This is a genomic window from Sporosarcina luteola (genome assembly GCF_023715535.1).
Lineage (GTDB): Bacteria > Bacillota > Bacilli > Bacillales_A > Planococcaceae > Sporosarcina > Sporosarcina luteola_B.
The window spans coordinates 329178-350623 of record NZ_JAMBOI010000003.1; the positions used below are offsets into that span (position 1 = coordinate 329178).

18 protein-coding genes and 1 other annotated feature are annotated in these 21446 nt (G+C 46.6%); of the genes, 5 read left to right on the plus strand and 13 right to left on the minus strand.

From position 1 onward, the window contains the following. Positions 1-13: 13 nt before the first annotated feature. From M3191_RS08795 to M3191_RS08835, 9 genes are all read right to left on the minus strand, one after another. Entirely contained in the window at positions 14-940 is a 927-nt protein-coding gene (locus tag M3191_RS08795) for an ABC transporter ATP-binding protein (protein ID WP_251700018.1), read from the minus strand. Further along, positions 921-1946, minus strand: coding sequence for an ABC transporter ATP-binding protein (locus M3191_RS08800; RefSeq protein ID WP_251700019.1), 1026 nt, complete (start codon positions 1944-1946; stop codon positions 921-923). The genes M3191_RS08795 and M3191_RS08800 overlap by 20 nt, the downstream gene beginning before the upstream one ends. 309 nt (positions 1947-2255) lie before the next feature. After that, the gene (locus M3191_RS08805; protein ID WP_251700020.1) at positions 2256-3227 is read right to left on the minus strand and encodes a DUF4003 family protein; all 972 of its coding nucleotides are present in this window, start codon (positions 3225-3227) and stop codon (positions 2256-2258) included. Positions 3228-3281: 54 nt separating this feature from the next. Beyond that, a complete protein-coding gene (gene trpA, locus M3191_RS08810) occupies positions 3282-4070 on the minus strand; it encodes a tryptophan synthase subunit alpha (protein WP_251700021.1) in 789 nt (262 codons plus the stop codon). Next, positions 4067-5260: a tryptophan synthase subunit beta gene (gene trpB / locus M3191_RS08815; RefSeq protein ID WP_251700022.1), complete on the minus strand. Its 1194-nt coding sequence runs from the start codon at positions 5258-5260 to the stop codon at positions 4067-4069. Before trpB ends, trpA begins: the two co-directional genes overlap by 4 nt. A gap of 1 nt (position 5261) precedes the next feature. Next, entirely contained in the window at positions 5262-5873 is a 612-nt protein-coding gene (locus M3191_RS08820; RefSeq protein ID WP_251700023.1) for a phosphoribosylanthranilate isomerase, read from the minus strand. Then, positions 5870-6661, minus strand: a complete 792-nt coding sequence (trpC, locus tag M3191_RS08825; protein WP_251700024.1) for an indole-3-glycerol phosphate synthase TrpC — start codon at positions 6659-6661, stop codon at positions 5870-5872. The genes M3191_RS08820 and trpC overlap by 4 nt, the downstream gene beginning before the upstream one ends. Then, positions 6658-7689 (minus strand): anthranilate phosphoribosyltransferase, encoded by a 1032-nt coding sequence (gene trpD / locus M3191_RS08830; RefSeq protein WP_353056517.1) that lies wholly within the window; start codon positions 7687-7689, stop codon positions 6658-6660. Before trpD ends, trpC begins: the two co-directional genes overlap by 4 nt. 30 nt (positions 7690-7719) lie before the next feature. Next, positions 7720-9078 carry an anthranilate synthase component I family protein gene (locus M3191_RS08835; protein ID WP_251700025.1) on the minus strand — a complete coding sequence of 453 codons (1359 nt, stop codon included), beginning with the start codon at positions 9076-9078 and terminating at the stop codon, positions 7720-7722. A 370-nt stretch (positions 9079-9448) separates the two neighbouring features. Beyond that, positions 9449-9671, minus strand: a binding site (T-box leader). A 209-nt stretch (positions 9672-9880) separates the two neighbouring features. On the opposite strand from M3191_RS08835, the gene rluF reads away from it, so the two are divergent. After that, a complete protein-coding gene (gene rluF / locus M3191_RS08840) occupies positions 9881-10585 on the plus strand; it encodes a 23S rRNA pseudouridine(2604) synthase RluF (RefSeq protein ID WP_251700026.1) in 705 nt (234 codons plus the stop codon). 225 nt (positions 10586-10810) lie between these two features. Beyond that, complete coding sequence (locus M3191_RS08845; RefSeq protein ID WP_251700027.1) at positions 10811-11578, plus strand: SurA N-terminal domain-containing protein; 768 nt, start codon at positions 10811-10813, stop codon at positions 11576-11578. A gap of 496 nt (positions 11579-12074) precedes the next feature. On the opposite strand, the gene M3191_RS08850 is transcribed toward M3191_RS08845, so the two are convergent. The 4 genes from M3191_RS08850 to M3191_RS08865 all read right to left on the minus strand — a co-directional run bounded on the left by M3191_RS08850 (position 12075) and on the right by M3191_RS08865 (position 18660). After that, positions 12075-14630 (minus strand): ABC transporter permease subunit, encoded by a 2556-nt coding sequence (locus M3191_RS08850; RefSeq protein ID WP_251700028.1) that lies wholly within the window; start codon positions 14628-14630, stop codon positions 12075-12077. 22 nt (positions 14631-14652) lie between these two features. Then, entirely contained in the window at positions 14653-17202 is a 2550-nt protein-coding gene (locus M3191_RS08855) for an ABC transporter permease subunit (RefSeq protein WP_251700029.1), read from the minus strand. Beyond that, positions 17183-18082 carry an ABC transporter ATP-binding protein gene (locus M3191_RS08860; protein WP_251700030.1) on the minus strand — a complete coding sequence of 300 codons (900 nt, stop codon included), beginning with the start codon at positions 18080-18082 and terminating at the stop codon, positions 17183-17185. The genes M3191_RS08855 and M3191_RS08860 overlap by 20 nt, the downstream gene beginning before the upstream one ends. 143 nt (positions 18083-18225) lie before the next feature. Beyond that, a complete protein-coding gene (locus M3191_RS08865) occupies positions 18226-18660 on the minus strand; it encodes a YugN family protein (protein ID WP_251700031.1) in 435 nt (144 codons plus the stop codon). 139 nt (positions 18661-18799) lie between these two features. On the opposite strand from M3191_RS08865, the gene M3191_RS08870 reads away from it, so the two are divergent. The 3 genes from M3191_RS08870 to M3191_RS08880 all read left to right on the plus strand — a co-directional run bounded on the left by M3191_RS08870 (position 18800) and on the right by M3191_RS08880 (position 21373). After that, the gene (locus M3191_RS08870) at positions 18800-19300 is read left to right on the plus strand and encodes a DUF2243 domain-containing protein (RefSeq protein ID WP_251700123.1); all 501 of its coding nucleotides are present in this window, start codon (positions 18800-18802) and stop codon (positions 19298-19300) included. Beyond that, positions 19293-20081, plus strand: coding sequence for a cytochrome c oxidase assembly protein (locus M3191_RS08875; protein ID WP_251700032.1), 789 nt, complete (start codon positions 19293-19295; stop codon positions 20079-20081). Before M3191_RS08870 ends, M3191_RS08875 begins: the two co-directional genes overlap by 8 nt. A 227-nt stretch (positions 20082-20308) precedes the next feature. After that, complete coding sequence (locus tag M3191_RS08880; protein WP_251700033.1) at positions 20309-21373, plus strand: M24 family metallopeptidase; 1065 nt, start codon at positions 20309-20311, stop codon at positions 21371-21373. The last annotated feature ends 73 nt before the right edge of the window (positions 21374-21446 follow it).

The following is a 21446-nucleotide window of genomic DNA, read 5'->3' on the forward strand; positions in this document are numbered from 1 at the left end:
TACTTCATCCTCCTTATAGCATGGCGACGGAATGCGTATCCGAGACTCTCTTCAAGTCGAACATCCGCCCATCTTTGTCGAAATAGTTATTATACTCAGTTTGGTATTCCTGATTGATTGATTGACGTAAATGCATCTTCTCAAAACGTTTTTCTGGATTCATTTCTGGAATCGCAGCAATCAACCGTTTTGTATAGACGTGCTGTGGGTTGTTGTAGATATCGGATGCCGTCCCTTCCTCTACAAAACGACCCCGATACATAATGCCGATCCGGTCGCACATATGCTGGATGATCCCTAAGTCATGCGAGATAAATAGATACGTCAAGTTGAACTCCTCTTGAATTTCCTGCATGAAGTTCAATACTTGAGCCTGAACGGATACGTCCAACGCGGAAACCGGCTCATCCGCAATGATCAATTTCGGATTTAATGCGAGTGCACGCGCGATCCCGATCCTTTGCCTTTGCCCGCCTGAGAATTGGTGGGGGTATTTATAGATCGATTCAGGGCTTAAACCAACACGCGCCACCAACTCTTGTACTCTCAATAACTCTTCTTTAGGAGATAGTCTCTCAAAGTTGCGAAGAGGCTCCGCAATGATATTCAATACGTTTTTCCGTCCGTTCAAAGATGAATACGGGTCCTGGAAAATCATTTGAATATCTTTCGTGTAATTGCGTCTTTCGGCCCTGCTTAGTTTAGCAAGGTCCTTTCCTTCAAACAGCATTTCCCCACTAGTCGCTTTATTCAAGCCGATAAGCGCACGTCCGGATGTCGTCTTGCCGCAACCTGATTCTCCAACCAGACCATAAGTCTCACCGGGTTGCAATTCGAAGCTGATGCCATCGACGGCTCTGACATGATCTACTACTTTACGGAAAAAACCGCCCCGAATCGGGTAATGTACTTTCAAATCATTAACTGTTAGTAGCGACATATTCTTTCTCTCCTACTCTGTCCTCCGGGAAGTAGAACGTTTTATAGCATGAGCATCGGACAAAATGGTTCGGTGCCGCTTCATGCATTTCCGGTATCTCCTCATGGTCCTCTTCAGGAATCCATGCGATCCGCGGTGCGAAACGGCACCCTTTGCGGTCGAGGTTCTGAATGGATGGAACGATTCCATCAATGACATGTAATTTCTCTTTTCCTTCCATATTGGAAGGGATAGAATTCAATAATGATCTTGTATACGGATGCAGTGGGTTTTCAAAAAGGTCTTTCACATCTGCTATTTCAACGACTTCCCCTGCATACATGACGACGACGCGGTCTGCCATTTCAGCAACAACTCCGAGGTCATGCGTGATCAGGATGATGCCAGTTTTCATCTGGTTTTGCAGTTCTTTCATCAAATCCATGATTTGTGCTTGAATCGTAACGTCCAAAGCTGTCGTAGGCTCATCCGCCAGTAGAAGGACCGGGTCGCATGCAAGTGCGATTGCGATGACGACACGTTGTCTCATCCCACCCGATAATTCATGCGGATATTGCTCATAGACGCGTTGCTCGTTTTTAATACCTACTCTCCGAAGTAGTTCCAATGTACGTTTTTTCTTTTCACTCGCGGACAGTTTCATGTGATAATCCATCGGCTCTTCGATCTGCCGTCCAATTATCGCGAGTGGATTCAAAGCGGTCATCGGATCTTGGAAGATCATTCCGATGTCTTTCCCTCTTACTTTGTCCAACCGTGAGCGTGTTAACGTCAGCAGATTTTGTCCGGCAAAGTTCACTTGTCCTTCAAGCTTCGTTGCTTTCCGGTCATGCAGCCCCATTACAGAAAGGGCCAATGCACTTTTACCACAACCCGATTCACCGACGATTGCAACGACTTCGTTTTCGTGGACTGTAATGGAAACTCCATCTACCGCGGCATAATAGTCGCCCTTAATATTGAATGACGTACGAAGATCTTTTATTTCCAAAACCGGGTTTTTCAATAGAACTTCCTCCTTACAAACTGACACTTTACCGAATAACTAATATTCAGACTTCATTCGAAGTTATTGAACTCAATATACTACACATCATAAGTCCTGACAATACTGTTTTTTTAGAATATCTAAATCTTGTATTATTTCTAATGTGACAAATATGTTACAAACGTTGCTAACTAAACGTTTTCTTAATGATTTTTTAAATTAAAATATTTTTCATTTATTCGTCATGCACAACAAAAAAACAGGAAGAAAAAGCCATTGTTATATGCCAATAGCCTCTTCTCCTGTTTAATTATTCATTTCATATCATTAATTTGACGAACTCGCAGCCGAGGAAGCTGCAACAGCCGCAACCGTTGCGGCCATCACCGCCTGTTGCGCCTGCAAAATCAATTCGACGGATGAGGCAAGACTGACACTCACCTCATCGGCTCTTTCCGTCAACCCATGCATCACATGGCCGATAGCGACTGACAGAGCCATTCCCTTGTTCCATTTGAACCGTTTCGATTGCTCCAATTGCTTTGCAAGGAGGATGATATCCTGGATTTTCGCGTCCTCGACCTCGAAAACTGTCAGGAATCCGACCATTGGATAATGGATTGGCTTCGCTTTTAATTCCTCACGGAGCCTCTCGTAAAGTTCCCAAGCCCTTTTAACAAGCCGTGGCTGGAAAGCGATATCCATATACGTCATGACTTGCGACAGCCACTGAAGCTCATTGCCCGTCCGGAAACCTTCTTCATGCAACGCATCGTAATAAGAACGCATCGCCTTGGCATGCTCTACGGGGTCTTCCCCCATTTTCCCGAGCAGTACTGCATACGCATAATCATCATCAGATGTAAGAAAATAATGCTGTTTTTTCATCGCGTCATATAGTTTTTTAGCGCGGTGCGCCTCTTCCTCTAGACTTGCGCTATCATCGTCCATAAGCAGCGCGGCAAGATAGGAATGAATCGAGTTCCGGAACCCGGCCTGCTTCAACGTCCGCTGCTTATCCATCAGACGATCGGCTCCCTCTTCCACCGAGTCGTCGGCTTGTGTTAGAAATGCAGCCATCATCGGCAACAGATGTCCGCGCAATGGTGAAAACCAGCCTGCCCTTTCCTTCAAGGCGGCCATGGCGCGGTTGAAATCCATAGCATTAAACTCTTTCTCCGCCGTCACATAATACGAAGTGATCGTCAACACAACGTTCTTGTCGACGCTCCAGCCTGCCAAAGATTTCACTTTGTCATATGTCGTTTCCACTTCCTGTCTGATCAAATCCAAATGCATGCCGTACAACTCCTTTGCTATATGTACGTCATAGGTGCCTAAAAGGTTTCAGTGTTAATTGACAATTTCAACTTTCACTACGCTCGCCTTCACCAATTCGCGGATCTTTTCCAATTCATCCCGATGAAAAGCTTCGACAATCGCGCTCCCGACGATAACGCCGTCCGTATGATTGCCCATTTCCCTTACTTGTGTCGGTGTCGAAATGCCGAACCCAGCCAATACCGGCACAGTACAGATCCGCTTGACACGCTGCAAATGAGAGTAAATATCCTCACGGAAATCATTCCGCGCACCCGTAATTCCATTAACGGTAACGGCATATAGAAACCCTTCCGCGCTTTCCGCTATCCTTGCAATCCGTTCATCAGGACTTGTCAACGACACGAGCGGAATCCATGCGATATCCGTCTCTCTCAATTCATTGCGAAGCGGCACGCTCTCCTCAAGCGGTAAATCCGGGATGATCAAGCCATTAATCCCCGCCTGCTTGCACGCTTCGACAAATTGCGGCACGCCGAACGCTAAAACCGGATTCAAATATGTCATGACGACTAAAGGTACCGTCACTTCACCCTTGCATCTCTCAAGCTCCTCCAACACGTTCCGTAGCGTCACGCCATCCGCAAGTGCCCGCGCTCCCGCCTGTTGGATCGCTTCCCCATCCGCCACCGGGTCTGAAAACGGGATGCCGATTTCAATTGCTGTCACACCCGCTTCCTGTAAAAAGAGCAGCTTCTCCTTCAACTTTCCTAGACCTCCATCGCCAGCCATCATATATGGTACGAACGCCTTTTTACCTTCGTCATTACATTCACGGATTCTCTTCTCCAACGTCTTCATTCCACTCCACCTCCAAGCACATCACGTACCGTCTGCATATCCTTATCCCCGCGTCCCGACAAACAGACGACGACAATTTGGTCCTTCCCCATGCGATTCGCCAAGTCCACTGCAAACTGGATGGCATGCGCACTTTCGAGGGCAGGGATGATACCCTCCGTCCTTGAGAGTAATTGCAAGCCTTCCAGCGCTCCCGCATCCGTCACAGCCTCATATTTCACCCTTCCGATGTCATGCAAGTGGCAATGCTCCGGCCCGACTGCAGGGTAATCAAGCCCTGCCGAAATTGAATGCGCTTCTTGAATGAAACCGTCATCGTCCTGTAGCACATACATATATGCCCCATGCAATACGCCTTCCTTCCCGTCCGCAATCGCAGCCGCATGAAGCCCTGTCTCCACTCCACTCCCCGCCGCTTCGACACCATATAGCGCAACTCCCACATCTTCGACAAACGGATGGAACATGCCAATCGCATTGCTCCCGCCACCGATGCACGCAACAACCGCGTCAGGCAAGCGCCCTTCCTTCTCCACAATCTGCCGACGCGTCTCCACGCCAATCACTCGCTGGAAATCACGCACAATTTCCGGGAATGGATGCGGTCCGAGCGCAGATCCTAATATATAATGCGTATCTTCCACATTCGCGACCCAATAGCGGAGCGCTTCATTGACGGCATCCTTCAATGTGCCCGAGCCTTTGTCGACTGATACGACCTTCGCTCCAAGCAGCTCCATCCGGAACACATTCAGCTCCTGTCGACGGATATCCTCTTTCCCCATGAAGACGACACATTCCAGACCGAACAGCGCGCAAGCCGTCGCCGTCGCCACACCATGCTGCCCGGCACCCGTCTCCGCCACGATTTTCCGTTTCCCCATCCGCATAGCAAGCAGCGCCTGCCCGAGCGAATTATTGATCTTATGGGCACCCGTATGATTCAAATCCTCCCGCTTCAAGAATATCTTTGCGCCCCCGACCTTCTCCGTCAACCGCTCCGCAAAATATAGCGGATTCTCCCTGCCGACGAAATCACGTAAATAATAGTCCAGTTCCTCCTTAAACTTCAGATCGGCCTTCGCCTCCCCATACGCATTCTCCAATTCAATTAATGCAGACATCAACGTCTCCGGCACATATTGCCCACCGAACTTCCCATACCTACCTTTTCTCATCTCTACCGCCATCTCAGCTCTCCTCCTCTTTCACTGCGCGAATGAATTCGCGGATCAACGTTGGATCTTTCTTCCGATCAATCTCCACCCCACTCGACACATCCACCATGTATGGACGAACTTGCCGAATCGCTTCCTTCACATTTTGCGCATTCAGACCGCCCGCCAAAATCAGGCGGTCTGTGGGCACATTCTGCTCCACCAGACTCCAGTCAAACACCTTCCCACTTCCGCCTTTGAATTCAACACCCGGTGTATCGAACAAGACATACTCCGTCTCATAGTTAGACACTTTCGCTACATCTTCACTGCCGCGCACTGATAATACTTTAATGGAAGGAAGACCAACTTTTTTAATGAATTCTTCCGTCTCATCGCCATGATATTGGATATAATCGAGCGGCACATCCTGAAAAGTCGACCCCAATTCCTCTTGCGTCGCATTGACGAAAACCCCAATCTTCATGACGTGATCCGGAACAAATCGTGCCAGTTCCTTCGCTTGCGCAATCGCGACACGGCGTCTGCTCGGTGCAAACACGAAGCCGACCGCATCCACACCCGCTTCCACCGCAGCTATTACATGCTCAGGCTCCATCAACCCGCAAATTTTCACTTTCGTCATAGCGGCACACCTGCCTTCGGAACTTGCAGTGAACGGAGCGAGTCTTCAACGGAAGCGCTCCGCATAAGCGATTCTCCTACGAGGACAGCGCTCGCTCCGGCTGTCGCTGCCCGTTTTGCATCTTCCGCGTCCATGATTCCGCTTTCGCTGATGAATATGCGGTTTTCATTGAACGGAAAATGCTGCGCTACCTCTTCTGTCCTTGCAAGATCCACTTCGAACGTTTTCAAATCCCTGTTGTTAACGCCAATCAGTTTTGCGTTCACTGAGAGTGCACGGTCCAGTTCTTTTGCGTCATGGACTTCCACTAGCACTTCGAGTTCTTGGTCCGTTGCATAGTTATGAAGCCTTTGTAATGTCGCATCATCAAGCGCCGCCACTATGAGCAAAATAACGGAAGCACCCGCCTGTTTCGCACGGTCAATTTGCACTTCATGAATGATGAAATCCTTGCAGAGCAACGGTATTTTTACCGCTTCAGCAACCGATGCTAAGTCTTCGTATGAACCTTTGAAAAAGGTAGAATCCGTCAATACCGAGATGCACGCCGCGCCTGCTTGCTCATAAGTCTTTGCCTGCGCGACCGGATCCGTATTTCCGGCAATCATTCCCTTAGAGGGGGATGCGCGTTTCATTTCCGAAATGACTTCCAAGCGATTTGATTGCTTTAGCGTTTCAAAAAGGGCGGGCCGTTTCGACATTGTTTCACATGAAACGACACGTTCCTCCATTAGCAGCTGTTTCACTTCAAGCCGTTTCGTTTGTAAAATCTTTTCTAAAATTGTCATCGCACCATCGCCTCCTGCCTGATTTGTTCACTGAAGGCGACGACAGCATCCAATTTCTGGAGCGCGTTGCCTGAAAGAATGCTGTCAGTCGCCCGTTCAATCCCCTCCTGAATCGAATCGGCAACGCCGTTCGTGAACAATCCTAAACCTGCATTGAACACAACCGTGTCAAAGCGCGGACCACGCTCGCCCTGGAGCACAGAACGTATCATGGCGGCATTCTCCTCCGGGGTTCCACCGCGGATTGCTGATAGGGGTGCATATGAAAGCCCTACATCTTCCGCGTTGAGTGAGAATGGAATCAAGTCGCCCTTATCCATCAGGACAAACGAGTTCTGCCCGGCGAGTGACGCTTCATCGAGTCCTCCCGCCCCTGACACGACAAGTGCCCTTTCCCTGCCCAGCATCCGCATGACGGACGCGTATTCCATAATGAAATCGGGACGGTTGATGCCTGTAAATTGAGTGCTAATTGGAACTGGATTCGTCAGCGGCCCAACGAGGTTGAAAATCGTCGGTTTCCCTATCATTGCGCGGACCATGCCGATCCGTTTCATTTTCGGATGGACGATCGGCGCGAACAGAAAGGCAATTCCTTCCTCCTGGAGCATCGTGCTCATATCGTCAGGTGTAAAGAGGGAATGGATGCCGAGCGAGTCGAGTACATCCTGGCTGCCCGCAGCACTTGTTATTTTCCGGTTGCCATGTTTCGCCACTTTCACACCGGCACCTGCCAAGACAAAAGCCGATGTCGTACTAATATTGAATGTGTTCGATCCATCGCCGCCTGTTCCACAATTGTCCAAATAACGTGCAATCGGGACGTTCAGCTCTACCGCATGAGACGTCATGACCGCAGCCAATGCCGCCACCTCAGTCGCTGTTTCTCCTTTTTTAGACAAAGCAACAAGAAAAGCCGCCATTTCCTCTATACTCGCTTCCTCTGAAAACATCCGATTGGCCGCATCCTCCATTTCTTCATATTGTAAGTTCCGGCCTGCCTCTACTATTCTCGTATAATTTTCCACTGCTCATCTCTCCTCTTCTAGTCTCTTGTTTTATTTCAAAGCCTCTAGTAAAGAGCGGGCTTTGTTCAATGTCTCCTTATATTCCAAAGCAGGTATGGATTCCTTCACAATTCCAGCTCCCGCTTGCACAGTCGCTTTTCCGTCCTGTACCGTCATCGTCCGGATCGTCAATGCAAAATCGATATTGCCGTTCAATCCGATATAGCCGATTGCGCCGCCGTACAACCCGCGCGGCTCATCTTCCAGTTGTGAAATGATATCCATCGCAATCTTTTTCGGTGAACCCGTCACTGTTCCCGCGGGCAATGTCGCCTTCAATGCGTCAAGCGCATGCAAGCCCGGTGCAAGTGTCCCTTCTACTTCCGAAACAAGATGCATGACATGCTCGTATCGGACGGTTTCCATGTATGTTGAAACCTGGACGGATGAAGGATCACAGACGATTTCCATCTCCTTCTTGCTTACTTCAACTAACATGTCATGTTCCGAGAGCTCTTTCGGATCATTTCGCAGCTCTTCTTCTAAAGCCTTATCTTCCTCTTCGCTTCGCCCTCTTCTCCTCGTTCCCGCAATCGGATTCGTTATGACCGTCCCATCCGTCACCCGGACGAGACTTTCTGGCGAGGCGCCGATGACGGTTTGATTGCTGAACTCCATATAGTACATGTACGGCGAAGGATTCTTTTTACGAAGTCTTCGATATAGTGCGAAGGGGTCGCCAACGATATCCGCTTCAAGCTTTCGGGAGAGGACAACCTGCTCAACCTCACCATTTTCAATGAATTGCTTCGCCTGCTTGACGCGGTCCTCAAATTCTTGTCGTGATACTGCACATCGATAATCGGAAACCGATACACCCTTCTCTGCTTCTATTGGACCTGACGTAATCGTCTCCGCCAATGCATACAAGTCTGGCTTCTCGTACTCCGGATGAATTTCCGTATGCAGCAACGTCACTTCGTTTTGTAGATGATCGAAAATAATGACCGTATCGTAAATATTGAAATAAACGTCAGGCTGTTCATCGGAATAAACCGCAGTAGCCTCCGCCGCTCCGTATCCGATATACCCGACAGCACCGCCCATGAACGGGTATTTTCCATGCTCCGCAATCCTCGGCATGAGTCGTTTCATTAACGAATACAGGTCCCCTTCATGCAAATACGTCTTTCCAGTTGCGTACACGAACTCTTCCAACCGGCCATTCCCGCCACGATACGCCTTCACGGGATCCACGCCGATAAAAGAATACCGCCCCGACCGATCATGTTGCGATGAGCTTTCCAATAAAAACCGATGTCGCCCTTGCAAACGCCTAAAAATCAGGATCGGCGTCAGCGAATCTCCTTCAATTTTCTTCTCTGTAATACGTAAACTCGTCTTTTCCATCTCATCTCTCCTCTTCTCATTGTTCGTGTGTAGTTATCGATCATTTCCCGGGAGTTATCGGTCACTTCGGCGGAGTTATCGGTCAATCCGCCGCTGTTATCGGTCAATTCAACGAAGTTATCGGTCACTTGACGGAAGTTATCGTCATTTCAGGACCTTTTACCTAGCCGCTTCCTTCGATTAAAACCTTTTATTTGTCAAAAGCACTTGGCACGACAAGAAAATGACCCGAACCATACAACGGTCCGCGGAATTCGGCTATTTCTCCAAAAGAATCTCCTTCGCGCCGAATGCATTTCACAAACTAATCCCTTCTCCTCTTTCAAGAAAAACAAAAAAGCCCTCTGCAAAAGGACAGAAAAGTCCAGTTGCAGAGGACGGATTACCCGCGTTGCCACCTCTATTTGAAGCTATTAAGCTTCCACTCGGCGCGCCTAAAAAAGGCACTTCCCGTAACGTAGGAAAGACGTCCACCTGGAAAACTCCAGATAGCTCTCATAAGTCCATTCACAACGGACGCGAATCAGTTTCCACCACCCACTGACTCTCTACATCGCGCTTCCGATGCTACTCCTCTTATTCAACAATTTCTTAGCTATGCTCTTCTCAACTCGGCTCATCTGTTCCTGGGCGGCACCGCTCCCGGCACCTCTACCCTCTCCGAACAAAAAAGTTGTACTAACCTTACTATTCTTTCAATCAATTGTCAACCTTTCGATAATATATGTAGTCCCTCGACTTTGTATACTTGCAGCCCAAGCTGTACAATAGTGGGAAAGAAACTCGAAAAAAGGTGAATCTCATGCGAATTAATAAATATTTAAGCGAAGCTGGCATCGTCTCCCGACGTGGTGCTGATAAATGGATCGAAGACGGGCGCGTCACAATCAACGGCAAGCCAGCCGAACTCGGAAGCAGAGTCGAACAGGGAGATGAAGTCCATGTCGACGGCAAACCCGTGAAAACCGAAGAGCAGCTCGTCTATATCGTCCTCAATAAACCCGTCGGCATCACAAGCACGACCGAACGCCATATCGAAGGGAATGTCGTCGATTTCGTAAACCACCCGCTCCGCATCTTCCATATCGGACGGCTCGACAAAGACTCAGATGGCTTGCTGCTTCTAACGAACGACGGCGACATCGTGAATGAAATCCTGCGCGAAGAACACGGCCACGAAAAAGAATATATCGTTACCGTTGACCGCCCGCTTACAAAGGAATTCATTAACAAAATGGAATCAGGCGTCGAAATTCTCGATACGATAACAAAACCATGCAAAGTGAAACAACTAGGTCCCCGAAAATTCAACATCACGTTGACGCAAGGGCTGAACCGACAAATCCGCCGCATGTGCTCGGCACTCGGCTACAACGTCAGACGCCTCCAGCGCACACGCATCATGAACATCCAACTCGGCAATTTGCCGATCGGACAATGGCGCGACTTGACGGATAAGGAACTGAAGGAAATGTTTCAAATGCTTGATTATCAGCCAAAAAGGTGAAGACAACCATGATAATACCAATAAAAGGCGATACATATTGTGCTAGTACAATATGTATCGCCTTTTATTACATGCATCCATTATTATTACAGAATGTATCAATCCTGTTATAAATATTAAAAAAGACCGCATACTGTTTCTTTTTCGCATGATTAACCTTATAATGCGCACTAGATGATTTTTTTAGTGAAAATCATACTTCTAGCTTAAGGGAGGAGATCGATTATGAAAAAAATGATGTTTACATTAATAACCGGTCTATTGGCCGTTGTTTTAGTAGCATGCGGAGGAAATGAAGAAAGTACAGAAGCCCCAAATGATGATAAAGCAAAAACAGCGGAAACCGATCAGCAGAAGGAACAGCAAAAGCAAACGGAAGAAATGCAAAAGAAATTAGAAGAACAGCAAGTAGATGAAAATAAAACTGTTGCCAAAGTGAATGATGAAGAAATTGTAGGAAGCGACTATAATATCGCTCTAGCATCTGTACAAGGACAAATGCAGTTAATGGGGAAAGATCCAACTTCTAAAGAAGCTGCTGAGCAAGCGAAAAACCAAACAATTGACAGCTTGGTTGGGCAAACTCTTCTTCTTCAAGAGGCAGATAAAAAAAGCTATAAAGTTTCAAAGGCAGATATTAATAAGCAACTGGACGAAATAAAGGAACAGTTTAAAACAGAAAAAGAATTTGAAGCCGCTCTTAAGCAATCCGGCATAGATATGAAAACACTTGAAACCCAATTAGCTGACGATATTAAACTTAAAAAGTATGTTGAGAAAGAAGTGCCGGCTGGCAAAATAACCGATGAAGAAATTCAACAAATGTATGATCAATATGCGGAACAAGCAAAGAGTGCAGGACAAGAAGCTCCAAAGCTTGAAGATGTAAAACCGCAAATAGAACAATCTCTTCATCAGCAAAAACAGCAGGAAAAACTCGCTCAGCAGGTTGAAGAGTTAAAGAAAAATGCGAAGATTGACATTAAGATATAAGGTGTAGACACAAAAGGCACTTTAGATTGATTCTTTTTTCAAAATTGTCCCTCCTATGTGCTGTGAACAATGTATAGTCCACGTACCTTGCAACAATAATTCAACAATTGTATAATTGATGTATAGACTTCATAGTATAAAAAGAACCACCCGGTTGCACCCGAGTGGTCACAGTAATTGATAGGTTCCCTGTAAGGGGACGGCTTTCTCAGATGAAATAACCCATCCGGCATGAGCGCTGAACTCAAGGATGGGTTATTTCTTTTTGTCATTTGACAGTATCATGACTACTAATGTTGCAAAACCGATTGCAATCATTAAAGATTCGAATACTGACATGGGCATCACCCCCTTTCAAAAAGGGATGAGCCGTCCATCCTTAAGTCACCTATTCAATTACTCTTACTCTTTAATTATAGCATACATACGTTCCGAATTAACTCATTATTAAGACGAAGATGTCCCATGTTTTTTAATATGGTTAAACTGATGCTGCTTACTCCCCAACAACCAACTGACCCGTTGTAACCTCCCTTTTCACTCGCGACCGCAGACCCAACATCCCATATCCTGCAACAACTAGTAATACCGACACTCCCAAAAGCACCCAACAACCATTCAAAACCGTCACACTTGGATTATTCAATACTGTAGCCACTTCCCCATTGACAATCCGACCAATATCCAAATACGTGAACGGTGAAAACTGCGCAAAGTCGCCTAGTTTCCCACCGATGAAGTATCCTACTCCACAAATTAACGCTACACAGCTATATACAACGAATGCCCGAGGAACAAAAAGCCCCAACACATGCGTCATTGCAAGCAGAAACAAGAAAATGCAAACAGATAACGCTATCCCGCTCAGCACATATTCGCCTAGCGGCATAAAATCAAAGCCGCCTTCAAGCGCCCTCATCCCCGTGTATCGGTCAGCCTCCACTACCTTTTTGCTGTTGTAATGAAAGATCGGATAATACCAGTCACCAAAACGATTGAACAATGTGCTGACCAATAGAACAAATGCAAAGACACCCACTAAACCGGAAATCCCCACAATGATCGCCGTAGTCACTTTCCCAAAGAAAATCGATCGAACTGCAACCGGCTGTGTCTGCAACGTTTGGATGGTAGGCCGTTTCCCTTTCTCGCCCGCGAATCCTGCGCCAAAGACAACTAGCAAGAGCAATATTGGAATGAAATAGACATAGTTATCAAAGTATAGAAAAAGCGAAAATAATCCACTGTTATCGACCTTCCGATTCTTCTCTACATGCCAATTCTTCGTTTCTTTATCTCCCCAACTTTCATAAATCGTCGGGATATCATCACCTGAGATGATCGGTCGCACGTTATGCTTCATCAGCCATTCTTTTTCCGCTTTGCTTGCTTCCAGCATGACGTAGCTTCGCCCACCAATCTCCCAAAACATATATTCATTAGTAAATTCCCCGCTGCTCTGCCTGTTGTTAAAGAGCTGATATTGGTAAAAGGATTGCCAATCCCCTTCCTCATATGCTCTTTTACCCATTTCGTAATTGGAAAGGATATCTTCGAAATAAGCCAACATCGTTTGCCGTTGGTGCTGCGCAACATCATTGTAATACCTAATCCATCCCTCGTCTCCAGACTCTTCAGCTGCTTTTCTATCTTCATCCAGTGAAGCAAGCTCTTCTTCAGAATGCTGTACGATACTGCGATACATCGCTATACTCTCATCCAGCCCCTCAACATACTCCGCCTCTTTCTTATGCGAAACCTGCCCAAGCAAAAAGTAGCCGATCACAGCAAAAAGCCCAAGCACAATAATGGACTGTCTCAACAACCCTTGCCGTTTCAACTTCCGCCATTCAAACCGAGCGCTGTTCCAAATCGTCAGGACATGCCGTGTTTTCCCATCACCAAAGGGCTTCTTCATATCCGTCGCCCCAAATAAGCCCCGTTCTCCTTCAGGCATTAAGATTCCCACCGTTAGCAACAGCAAACTCCAACAGACCGCAGCTATCGGGTATAACCAAAATGAGCCATCCACCGTTTCAGAGACAATCGTTGTCATACTCAATAAATGAAATGGATTCCAAAATGTCTGAAATCCTTCATTCAACAACGTCGCCGAATAACCGACTGCACCGACAAATCCCGTCATCACTAAAACGGCGAACGAGCTTCTGAATTGCGTGCTCAGCAGCATGATGAAGCTGAAAACCAATGCGCCCGCGCAGAAAAACAACATAAAGATCCGAACCAAATACGCCGTTGTTGAAATGAATGTGAATGACTCTCCAGATTGGATGAGCTGCGGATAGGTGAAATTCCATGCTTGCTCACCGAATACATACGGGATCAGCAGTCCAACACATAAAACCATCAGTAGAAATCCAAAAATTACGATGAGCACCCCCGTATACTTCGCCACAATGCGCTTCCACTTAGCAATCGGCTGTGTTTTCAGCGTCAACCAAGTCTGCTGCTCTTTTTCAGACGTCACGATATTGCCGAAGAAGAGTACGAGAAACAAAAACCCGCCTACGCTTAATAGAAGGTTGGAACTTTGCTTTAACATAAGTGCCGGCGAAAGGGGAAATTCTTCGTCTACATAAGGGAGCTCTTGCTTGAGAAGCCAAGCATTCTTCTGGATCGCCTTCTCCCTTTCCATCCCATATAGCGAACCGAAACCGCCTTCCGCCTCTTCAAACAACGCCACACTTTTCAAAAAATCATTTTCAATGGCGGGTATTTCACTCCATCCACCGTTATGGATGACCCCTTTCCAACGAAAGAAGATAGTCCCCAATTCAACGATATGCTCCTGCTGCCTTCGCATCGCTTCGTCCAACTGATCGTTATATTCTCGTTCCTTATAAAAATGATACCGGGCGTCAACCTCTTCCGAGTACGGCCGAATGCTCTCCAAAGCCCTCTCCTTCATGGCCTCCCGTTCGGAATAGTTCTGATAAAAGACGCCTGCGACACCTAACAGGACAACTACAAATAGCCATACAAGCTTCTTCTGCCGAAAAACTTTCTTCATTTCAAATTTCAATAAACCCATAACACCACCCCCACTTCAACATTCACACCGAAGCCGTAACCGACTTCCTCTCCTTCACAAACCTCTTCTCAAAACTTAACCCAACATAAGTCACACCCAAAAGAATAACCGTCGCTCCAAGCAGCATCCCACATCCCATATACACGCTAATCGCCGGGTCGTTCATCAGCGTCAAAATCTCCCCATTGACGATTTTCGGTATGTTTAAATAAAGGAACGGTGAATACTGAGCGAAATCGTCCAATTTCCAGCTCAACAAATAGCCTGCTACATTGATCAATCCAGTCAGTGCATATACGACTAACGGCTGGCGGATGAAAAGTCCAAGGACATTCGATAACGCGATTACGAACAATGCGACACAGACATACAGCAATAGAGCTTTCAGCAAAAACTCTCCGAGGGGCAGAAAAGAATAGCCCCCTTCGAATGCCCTCAATCCTGAGTAGTCGAAGGACTGCACTTCATGCCTGCTATGGTAGTGCAACACCGGATACATCCAGTCGCCGAATCGGTTGAAAACTGTCCCGACCAGCACAGCGAACAGGAATATGCCAACTGCACTTCCTGTTGCTATGATTGAACTGTAGAACACTTTCCCTAGGAAGAGAGATCGCTTCGTGATCGGTAACGTCTTCAACAGCTGTAGCGTCGGTCTTTTGCCACGCTCGCCCGCAAATCCCGCGCCTACGAGAAGCAAGAATATAAGCAGGGGGATGAAGTACAGATAGTCACGGAAATACATGTATAGCGAAAACAAACCGCTATGATCTACTTTCCGATTCATCCTTTCAGTCCATTCCTTTTCCTTTCGCTGCTCTGTCTTCCAATTGTCATGAATGTTTGGAATGTACGTTCCTGAGAAGACAGGTTTTACCCCATGTTCCTTCATCCATTCTTTTTGGGCAATGCTCGTTTCATAACCGAAAAGACTTTGCGGTAAATGCATATGTTTTTTAGCCTCTGCCTGCATTTCATAAATCCGGTTATCATTGAACAGTTGATATTCGTAAAATGCTGACCATTCCCCTTCTTCATAGACTGCAAGTGCCCGTTCGGCAAGTTTAGCCTCTTCGCGGGCATTCTCTATATAGCCTTCATAGGTGGGGATATTATGACCATAGATAAAGTCGCCATCCTCACCATTCGCGTTCGCCTCCGCAACCTTATCTTCCAGCTCTTGAATCCGTGACTCATAAAAAGGGATGATTTCCGTCTCTGTCCTCTCCACCAAAGATGCTAATCCATTCAAGGCCATACTTTCCTGCTCTTTCACCTGTTCTGCAAAAAAGAGGTAGCCAACGAAAGCTGCAACAGAGAGTACGACAAAGGTTTGCTCGATAAGCCCCCTCCGTCTCGACTTCCGCCATTCGAACAATCCGTTGTTCCAAACAGACTGCAGACGTGTTGTTTGTCCTTTGCGATACGGCTTCAGTTCCTCGGCCGCTTTGAATATGCCCCGTTCCCCTTCGCGGAGTAACACAGAGGCAATGACAAGAATTACGCTCCATACAATTGCTGAAATGGCATACTGCCAAATCGAATGGATTGGCATTTCAGTTAAAAACCGATCCGCACGAAAGAACTGGAATGGGTTCCAGGGGGCTTGAAATCCCTTAACCGCTTCCGTCAACACGACACCAAGCATTGTTACAAATCCGATGAACATGATCGTTGAAAAAGAACTTCTCAGTTGTGTGCTAATTACTAGCAGTAGACCAAAAAGGACTGCTGCAGCTGCAAGGAATAAAACCGTTACATTCGCAAGGTGCTGCCAAGCTGGAATGATGGTAAATGCGTCACCCGTCTGCAGGAACTGTGGATAAGACAGATCATTAAACGGCTCCCCGAAAAAGTGCGGAATTGCCCAGCCAATGAGGATGGTGGCAGCAAAAAAGAAGAATAAGACAACTAGCAGGCTGATATATTTAGCTGTCAGCAGTTTCCCTCTGCGTAGGGGTTGCGTCCTTAACGTCAACAGTGTCTGCTGTTCCTTCTCGGATGTGTATGCATTTCCGAATAGAAGAAGGAGCAATAAAAGCCCGCCTGGCCCCAACAGAATCGGGGCAATTTCGCCCATCTGCAAAGCGGGAGTCACTGGATACGTTTCATTGGCATACGGCAGCCCATGCTCTAACAGATAGGCATTTTTTTCGATAGCCATATCCCTTTGGACACCCGTTAAGGCGGTAAAGACTCCACCCGCATCCTCGTATCTTTCAAGATTAACTAAAAAATCATTCTCAAATTGGGGGATTTCTTCCCACCGTCCCCCATAGATGGCGCTCTTCCAGAGAAAGAGTGACTGCGCCATATTGTTCAAGCTGTCAAATTGCTTCGTCTGCTCCTCAGTCAACCTATTCTCCCGGTTCAATGGCAGAAGTTGTGTATATAATTCATCCGACTGTCGGACGATGAATGCAATGTTCTCCTCTGCCTCTTTCGCCATAAGATCCTGTTCCATGCTGTTTTGATAGTAAATCCAACCGATACATAACGTCACCAACATTAACAACCAAATGAGCTTCTTCTGCCGCCAAATCTTCTTCAGCTCAAACTTCAACAAGCTCATTGGACTTCGTCTCTTCCGTGAAGATTTTGCGGTAGCGTTCCTCCGAGCCGAACACTTTCTTCTCGATATCGTCAATGACAATCTGCTCTTGATCCAATAAATAGAACACGCGGTCAAGCCCTACATCTTTCCGATATAGATGCAATCGCCCATCCACTACTTCAACAGGGATGCCCACTGCCGCCAATGCCTTTTCCGCCTTCACGACATCATTCACAGCAATCTGATAGCGGACTTGTTCAAATTCCGCCATATTTTCCTGAATCAAATTCCCCTTCTTCAGGAATAAAATCGATGACGTCACCCGGTCGATTTCCGCCAAATTGTGGGAGGACAGTAAAATAGCCGTCCCTTCGTCACGCAAAGCGAGCAGCAAATTACGTACCCGAATCGCGCTCGTCGGGTCAAGACCGTTCAACGGCTCATCCAAAATCGCTAGCTTTGGCTTGTTTATGACAGCCATCGCGAGCAGTAGATGCTGTTTCATCCCAAGCGAATAGTTTTTCACCTTTTTATTCAAATAACTTGTAATGCCGATCCGGTCCGCCGTGTCTAACAATTGCTTTTTCGGCAGCCCTTGCACATCGCAGATGAACTGCAAATGATCGTACCCCGTCAAATATTCGTACAGCACCGTATTATCCTGCATGAACGAAATCTCACGGAAAATATTGGGGTCCCGGTTGTTCTTCCCAAGTACGGTCACTTCCCCTTTATCCGCAGGCAGCAAATTCGTAATGATGTTCATCAACGTCGACTTCCCCGATCCATTTGGCCCAACGAGCGCAATGATCTGCGGCTCCTCGATTTCAAACGTAATCCCCTTCAACACCTGTTCCTTGCCGTAAGATTTGTACACATCTTTCACTGATAAAATCATGTCCACAACTCCCCCCAAAAGCCTTTAATATCCAATTATCTCCACTATACAATATCTAGGTGTGTATTTGTTTAAAAATTTAATTTATTGTCCAAAAAAAATCCACCTTAGCCACTGTTGCCAAGGTGGACTACTTATTCAATTCAACTCGTTTTCAATAAATTTTGTGCATACATGCAATCCATCAGATCTTTCACAGCAACTTCCCCCGCATGAATCCATCTGTTTTTATTGATAATCTTCCCGTCCTTATCAATGGGCTGCTGGAATTGACTAAATCCGGTTGCATCCAATAATGAATCGCCGTCTCGATCGAGACCGATATGCACGACATGCTTGATGATATAGGGTGTGCCGAATTTGATGGAGGCTTCATAATCGTCGAGCTCGCCTTCCGTCACGACAAAAGGAATTCGGATATAGATCGTTTCGCCTTCCTCCTGGCACAAAATGTGATCAAAGCAGCCTTGATCATAATCCCAGTTCCCACCCATGTGATAACCGAGTTCCCTTATACAGTCGCTAACAACACCGAAAGAGGCAGTCTGCCCCTCCAGCCCCGTTTGTAATTTCAACATAGTTTTTCCTCCTTCTGAATGATTCTTTTGTCAGCATTCACAAAAGGAGGCGGAGACATACTAATAAAGAAGCAGATTATCATTCCTCCCTAACGGCAATACTTTTAAAAGCATACAATTGGAGGGGAATGTTTTGACAATGACGCATAACGTTAATGCACATTCAGATAACAGAGTAACATTTGCGAGACGAAACCTTTGGTCAGGTATCTTGTTCGGATTAGGTTTTGTTGCGTTTCTCGATGAGACATTATTCCATCAGCTGCTTCATTGGCATAAGTTTTATGATAAATCGACTGTCGCGGTTGGTCTCATTTCGGATGGACTGTTTCATGCATTCAGCTGGTTCGCGACTGTCGGTGGGTTATTCCTCGTAGCGGACTTACGTAGGCGCGATGCTTTGTGGCATAAGTTGTGGTGGGGAGGGAAGTTGCTAGGCGGTGGAGCTTTTCAACTTTACGACGGGACCATCCAGCATAAGCTCATGCGCATCCACCAAATCCGATACAATGTCGATATTTTACCGTATGATCTCATCTGGAATATTTCCGCTGCTATTATGATTGTCGTAGGTATCGGTTTGATTGCAAGTGCGAAACGTGACAAACGGGTGGAGAATGGAGCGTTTTCCAATGCATGATGCTCATTTTCCATTGCCTGATTTGCTGTTTGGCATTCCGGCTCTTCTTGCAATCGGAATATATATCGGTGCCGTGTTAATCACGAACAGACGGGGCCGACTTCGTAAATGGCCATGGCTCCGTATGGTTTCTTTTGTTGCAGGTGTTTTTTTTGCCGCAGTCGCTTTGATCGGCCCACTTGCCCGTCAATCCCATACCGATTTCACGGCCCATATGGCAGGGCATTTACTGCTTGGTATGCTCGCTCCGCTTCTCGTTGCGCTAGCCGCGCCTATGACATTAATATTGCGTACGATAAATGTTCATTTAGCAAGAAAGCTTAGCCGACTGCTGCAAAGTTCGTTTGTTGGTTTCTTCACTCACCCGATCGTTGCTGCCGTCTTGAACATCGGCGGGTTATGGCTTCTCTATACGACCGATTTATATGCAACGATGCATTCGAATTTTTTGCTCCATATAATCGTTCACGTCCACGTCTTTCTTGCCGGTTATTTATTCACAATATCCTTGGTTTATATCGATCCGATCTTCCACCGCTTCAGTTACACATACAGGACTGTCGTCTTTATTGTAGCGCTTGCTGGACATGGCATCCTGTCAAAATTCATCTACGCATATCCACCGGCGGGAGTCCCGGTAGAACAGGCAAGGGTCGGTGCCATGCTGATGTATTATGGCGGAGATGCAGTTGATTTGCTGCTAATTTTTATTCTGTTTAAGCATTGGTATCAATCAGTCCGTCCTCGCAAACTTGTTTCCATGTCGGGGAAAGCAGTGTAGCTGCATATATCGATCATTTCCGGGGAGTTATCGGTCACCTGCTGGGAGTTATCGATCACTTCGGCAGAGTTATCGATCACTGCCAAAGAGTTATCGTCAGTTCGCAACCTTTTACCCAGCCAAATAAACTGCTAATCTTCATTGGCAAAGGATTGCCCTCTCTATTATTTCCACACTCCTTGTGTCATAGTAATAATGGGAATATTTCTATTAATGGGGGTTTGAGAATGGAGAAGTTAATGAAGTTACGCAACAGATTTGAAGAATTAGGAATTGACGGGATGCTTATTACGGATCCATATAACCGTAGATATTTGACGGATTTCACCGGGACTGCGGGGACAGTGCTTGTTTCAAAGTCAGAGGCGTTTTTATTGGTTGATTTCCGTTATACCAGCCAGGCGAATGCGCAAGTGACGAATTTTACCGTGAAGGAAATCGATCGCGCCATCATTTATAAGGAGATTTCAACGCTTGCGGAAAGTTTGGGAATCAATAAGCTAGGATTTGAACAACAGCACCAATCCTACTTGTATTACTCCCAGCTTTCGAAGGAAATAAAGGCGGAGCTTGTGCCTGTCTCAAATGTCGTTGAAAAGCTGCGGATGATTAAAAACGAATCTGAAATGGCTATTTTAAAAAAGGCTGCTGAAATTGCAGACGTTGCATTCGAGCATATTTTGACGTTCATTCAACCTGGACGTACGGAGATTGAAATCGCGAATGAATTGGAATTCCATATGAGGAAATTGGGCGCGACGTCTTCCTCGTTCGATATGATCGTCGCATCCGGCGTGCGTTCCGCGTTGCCGCATGGAGTGGCGAGTGAGAAGGTAATTGAGCAAGGCGATATGGTGACGTTGGATTTCGGCGCATATTTTCAAGGATATTGCTCCGATATGACAAGAACGTTTGCAGTCGGCAAGCCTGATCCGAAGCTGAAGGACATCTATTCGATTGTGCATGCTGCTCTTGAAAACGCGCTGTCGGGTATCAAAGCCGGCATGACCGGAAAAGAAGCGGATGCATTAACCCGTGATTTGATCAGCGAAAAAGGGTATGGCGACTATTATGGGCATGGCATGGGGCATGGAATCGGCTTATATATCCATGAAGATATTTTCATGAACCCGACGTGCGAGCTGCTCGTCGAAGAAGGAATGGTATTGACGGTCGAACCGGGCATTTATATTCCAGGTCTTGGCGGGGTGCGGATTGAGGATGATATTATCGTGAAAAAAGATGGGATTGAGATCATTACGAAATCACCTAAAGAGTTGATCATTCTTTGAGACAATAATGGACTTCCGCTTATCCGGAAGTCCATTTTTTAGTGTTATCGGTCATTCCCACGTGGTTATCGGT

What these genes read in the sequence shown, in the direction of transcription:
- M3191_RS08855 (WP_251700029.1), bottom strand. Translation starts at nt 17,202, where the DNA reads ATGAGCTTGTTGAAGTTTGAGCTGAAGAAGATTTGGCGGCAGAAGAAG.
- M3191_RS08805 (WP_251700020.1), bottom strand. Translation starts at nt 3,227, where the DNA reads ATGCATTTGGATTTGATCAGACAGGAAGTGGAAACGACATATGACAAA.
- trpA (WP_251700021.1), bottom strand. Translation starts at nt 4,070, where the DNA reads ATGAAGACGTTGGAGAAGAGAATCCGTGAATGTAATGACGAAGGTAAA.
- M3191_RS08870 (WP_251700123.1), top strand. Translation starts at nt 18,800, where the DNA reads ATGACGCATAACGTTAATGCACATTCAGATAACAGAGTAACATTTGCG.
- M3191_RS08820 (WP_251700023.1), bottom strand. Translation starts at nt 5,873, where the DNA reads ATGACGAAAGTGAAAATTTGCGGGTTGATGGAGCCTGAGCATGTAATA.
- M3191_RS08880 (WP_251700033.1), top strand. Translation starts at nt 20,309, where the DNA reads ATGGAGAAGTTAATGAAGTTACGCAACAGATTTGAAGAATTAGGAATT.
- M3191_RS08865 (WP_251700031.1), bottom strand. Translation starts at nt 18,660, where the DNA reads ATGTTGAAATTACAAACGGGGCTGGAGGGGCAGACTGCCTCTTTCGGT.
- M3191_RS08795 (WP_251700018.1), bottom strand. Translation starts at nt 940, where the DNA reads ATGTCGCTACTAACAGTTAATGATTTGAAAGTACATTACCCGATTCGG.
- rluF (WP_251700026.1), top strand. Translation starts at nt 9,881, where the DNA reads ATGCGAATTAATAAATATTTAAGCGAAGCTGGCATCGTCTCCCGACGT.
- trpB (WP_251700022.1), bottom strand. Translation starts at nt 5,260, where the DNA reads ATGGCGGTAGAGATGAGAAAAGGTAGGTATGGGAAGTTCGGTGGGCAA.
- trpC (WP_251700024.1), bottom strand. Translation starts at nt 6,661, where the DNA reads ATGACAATTTTAGAAAAGATTTTACAAACGAAACGGCTTGAAGTGAAA.
- M3191_RS08875 (WP_251700032.1), top strand. Translation starts at nt 19,293, where the DNA reads ATGCATGATGCTCATTTTCCATTGCCTGATTTGCTGTTTGGCATTCCG.
- M3191_RS08835 (WP_251700025.1), bottom strand. Translation starts at nt 9,078, where the DNA reads ATGGAAAAGACGAGTTTACGTATTACAGAGAAGAAAATTGAAGGAGAT.
- M3191_RS08860 (WP_251700030.1), bottom strand. Translation starts at nt 18,082, where the DNA reads ATGATTTTATCAGTGAAAGATGTGTACAAATCTTACGGCAAGGAACAG.
- M3191_RS08845 (WP_251700027.1), top strand. Translation starts at nt 10,811, where the DNA reads ATGAAAAAAATGATGTTTACATTAATAACCGGTCTATTGGCCGTTGTT.
- M3191_RS08850 (WP_251700028.1), bottom strand. Translation starts at nt 14,630, where the DNA reads ATGGGTTTATTGAAATTTGAAATGAAGAAAGTTTTTCGGCAGAAGAAG.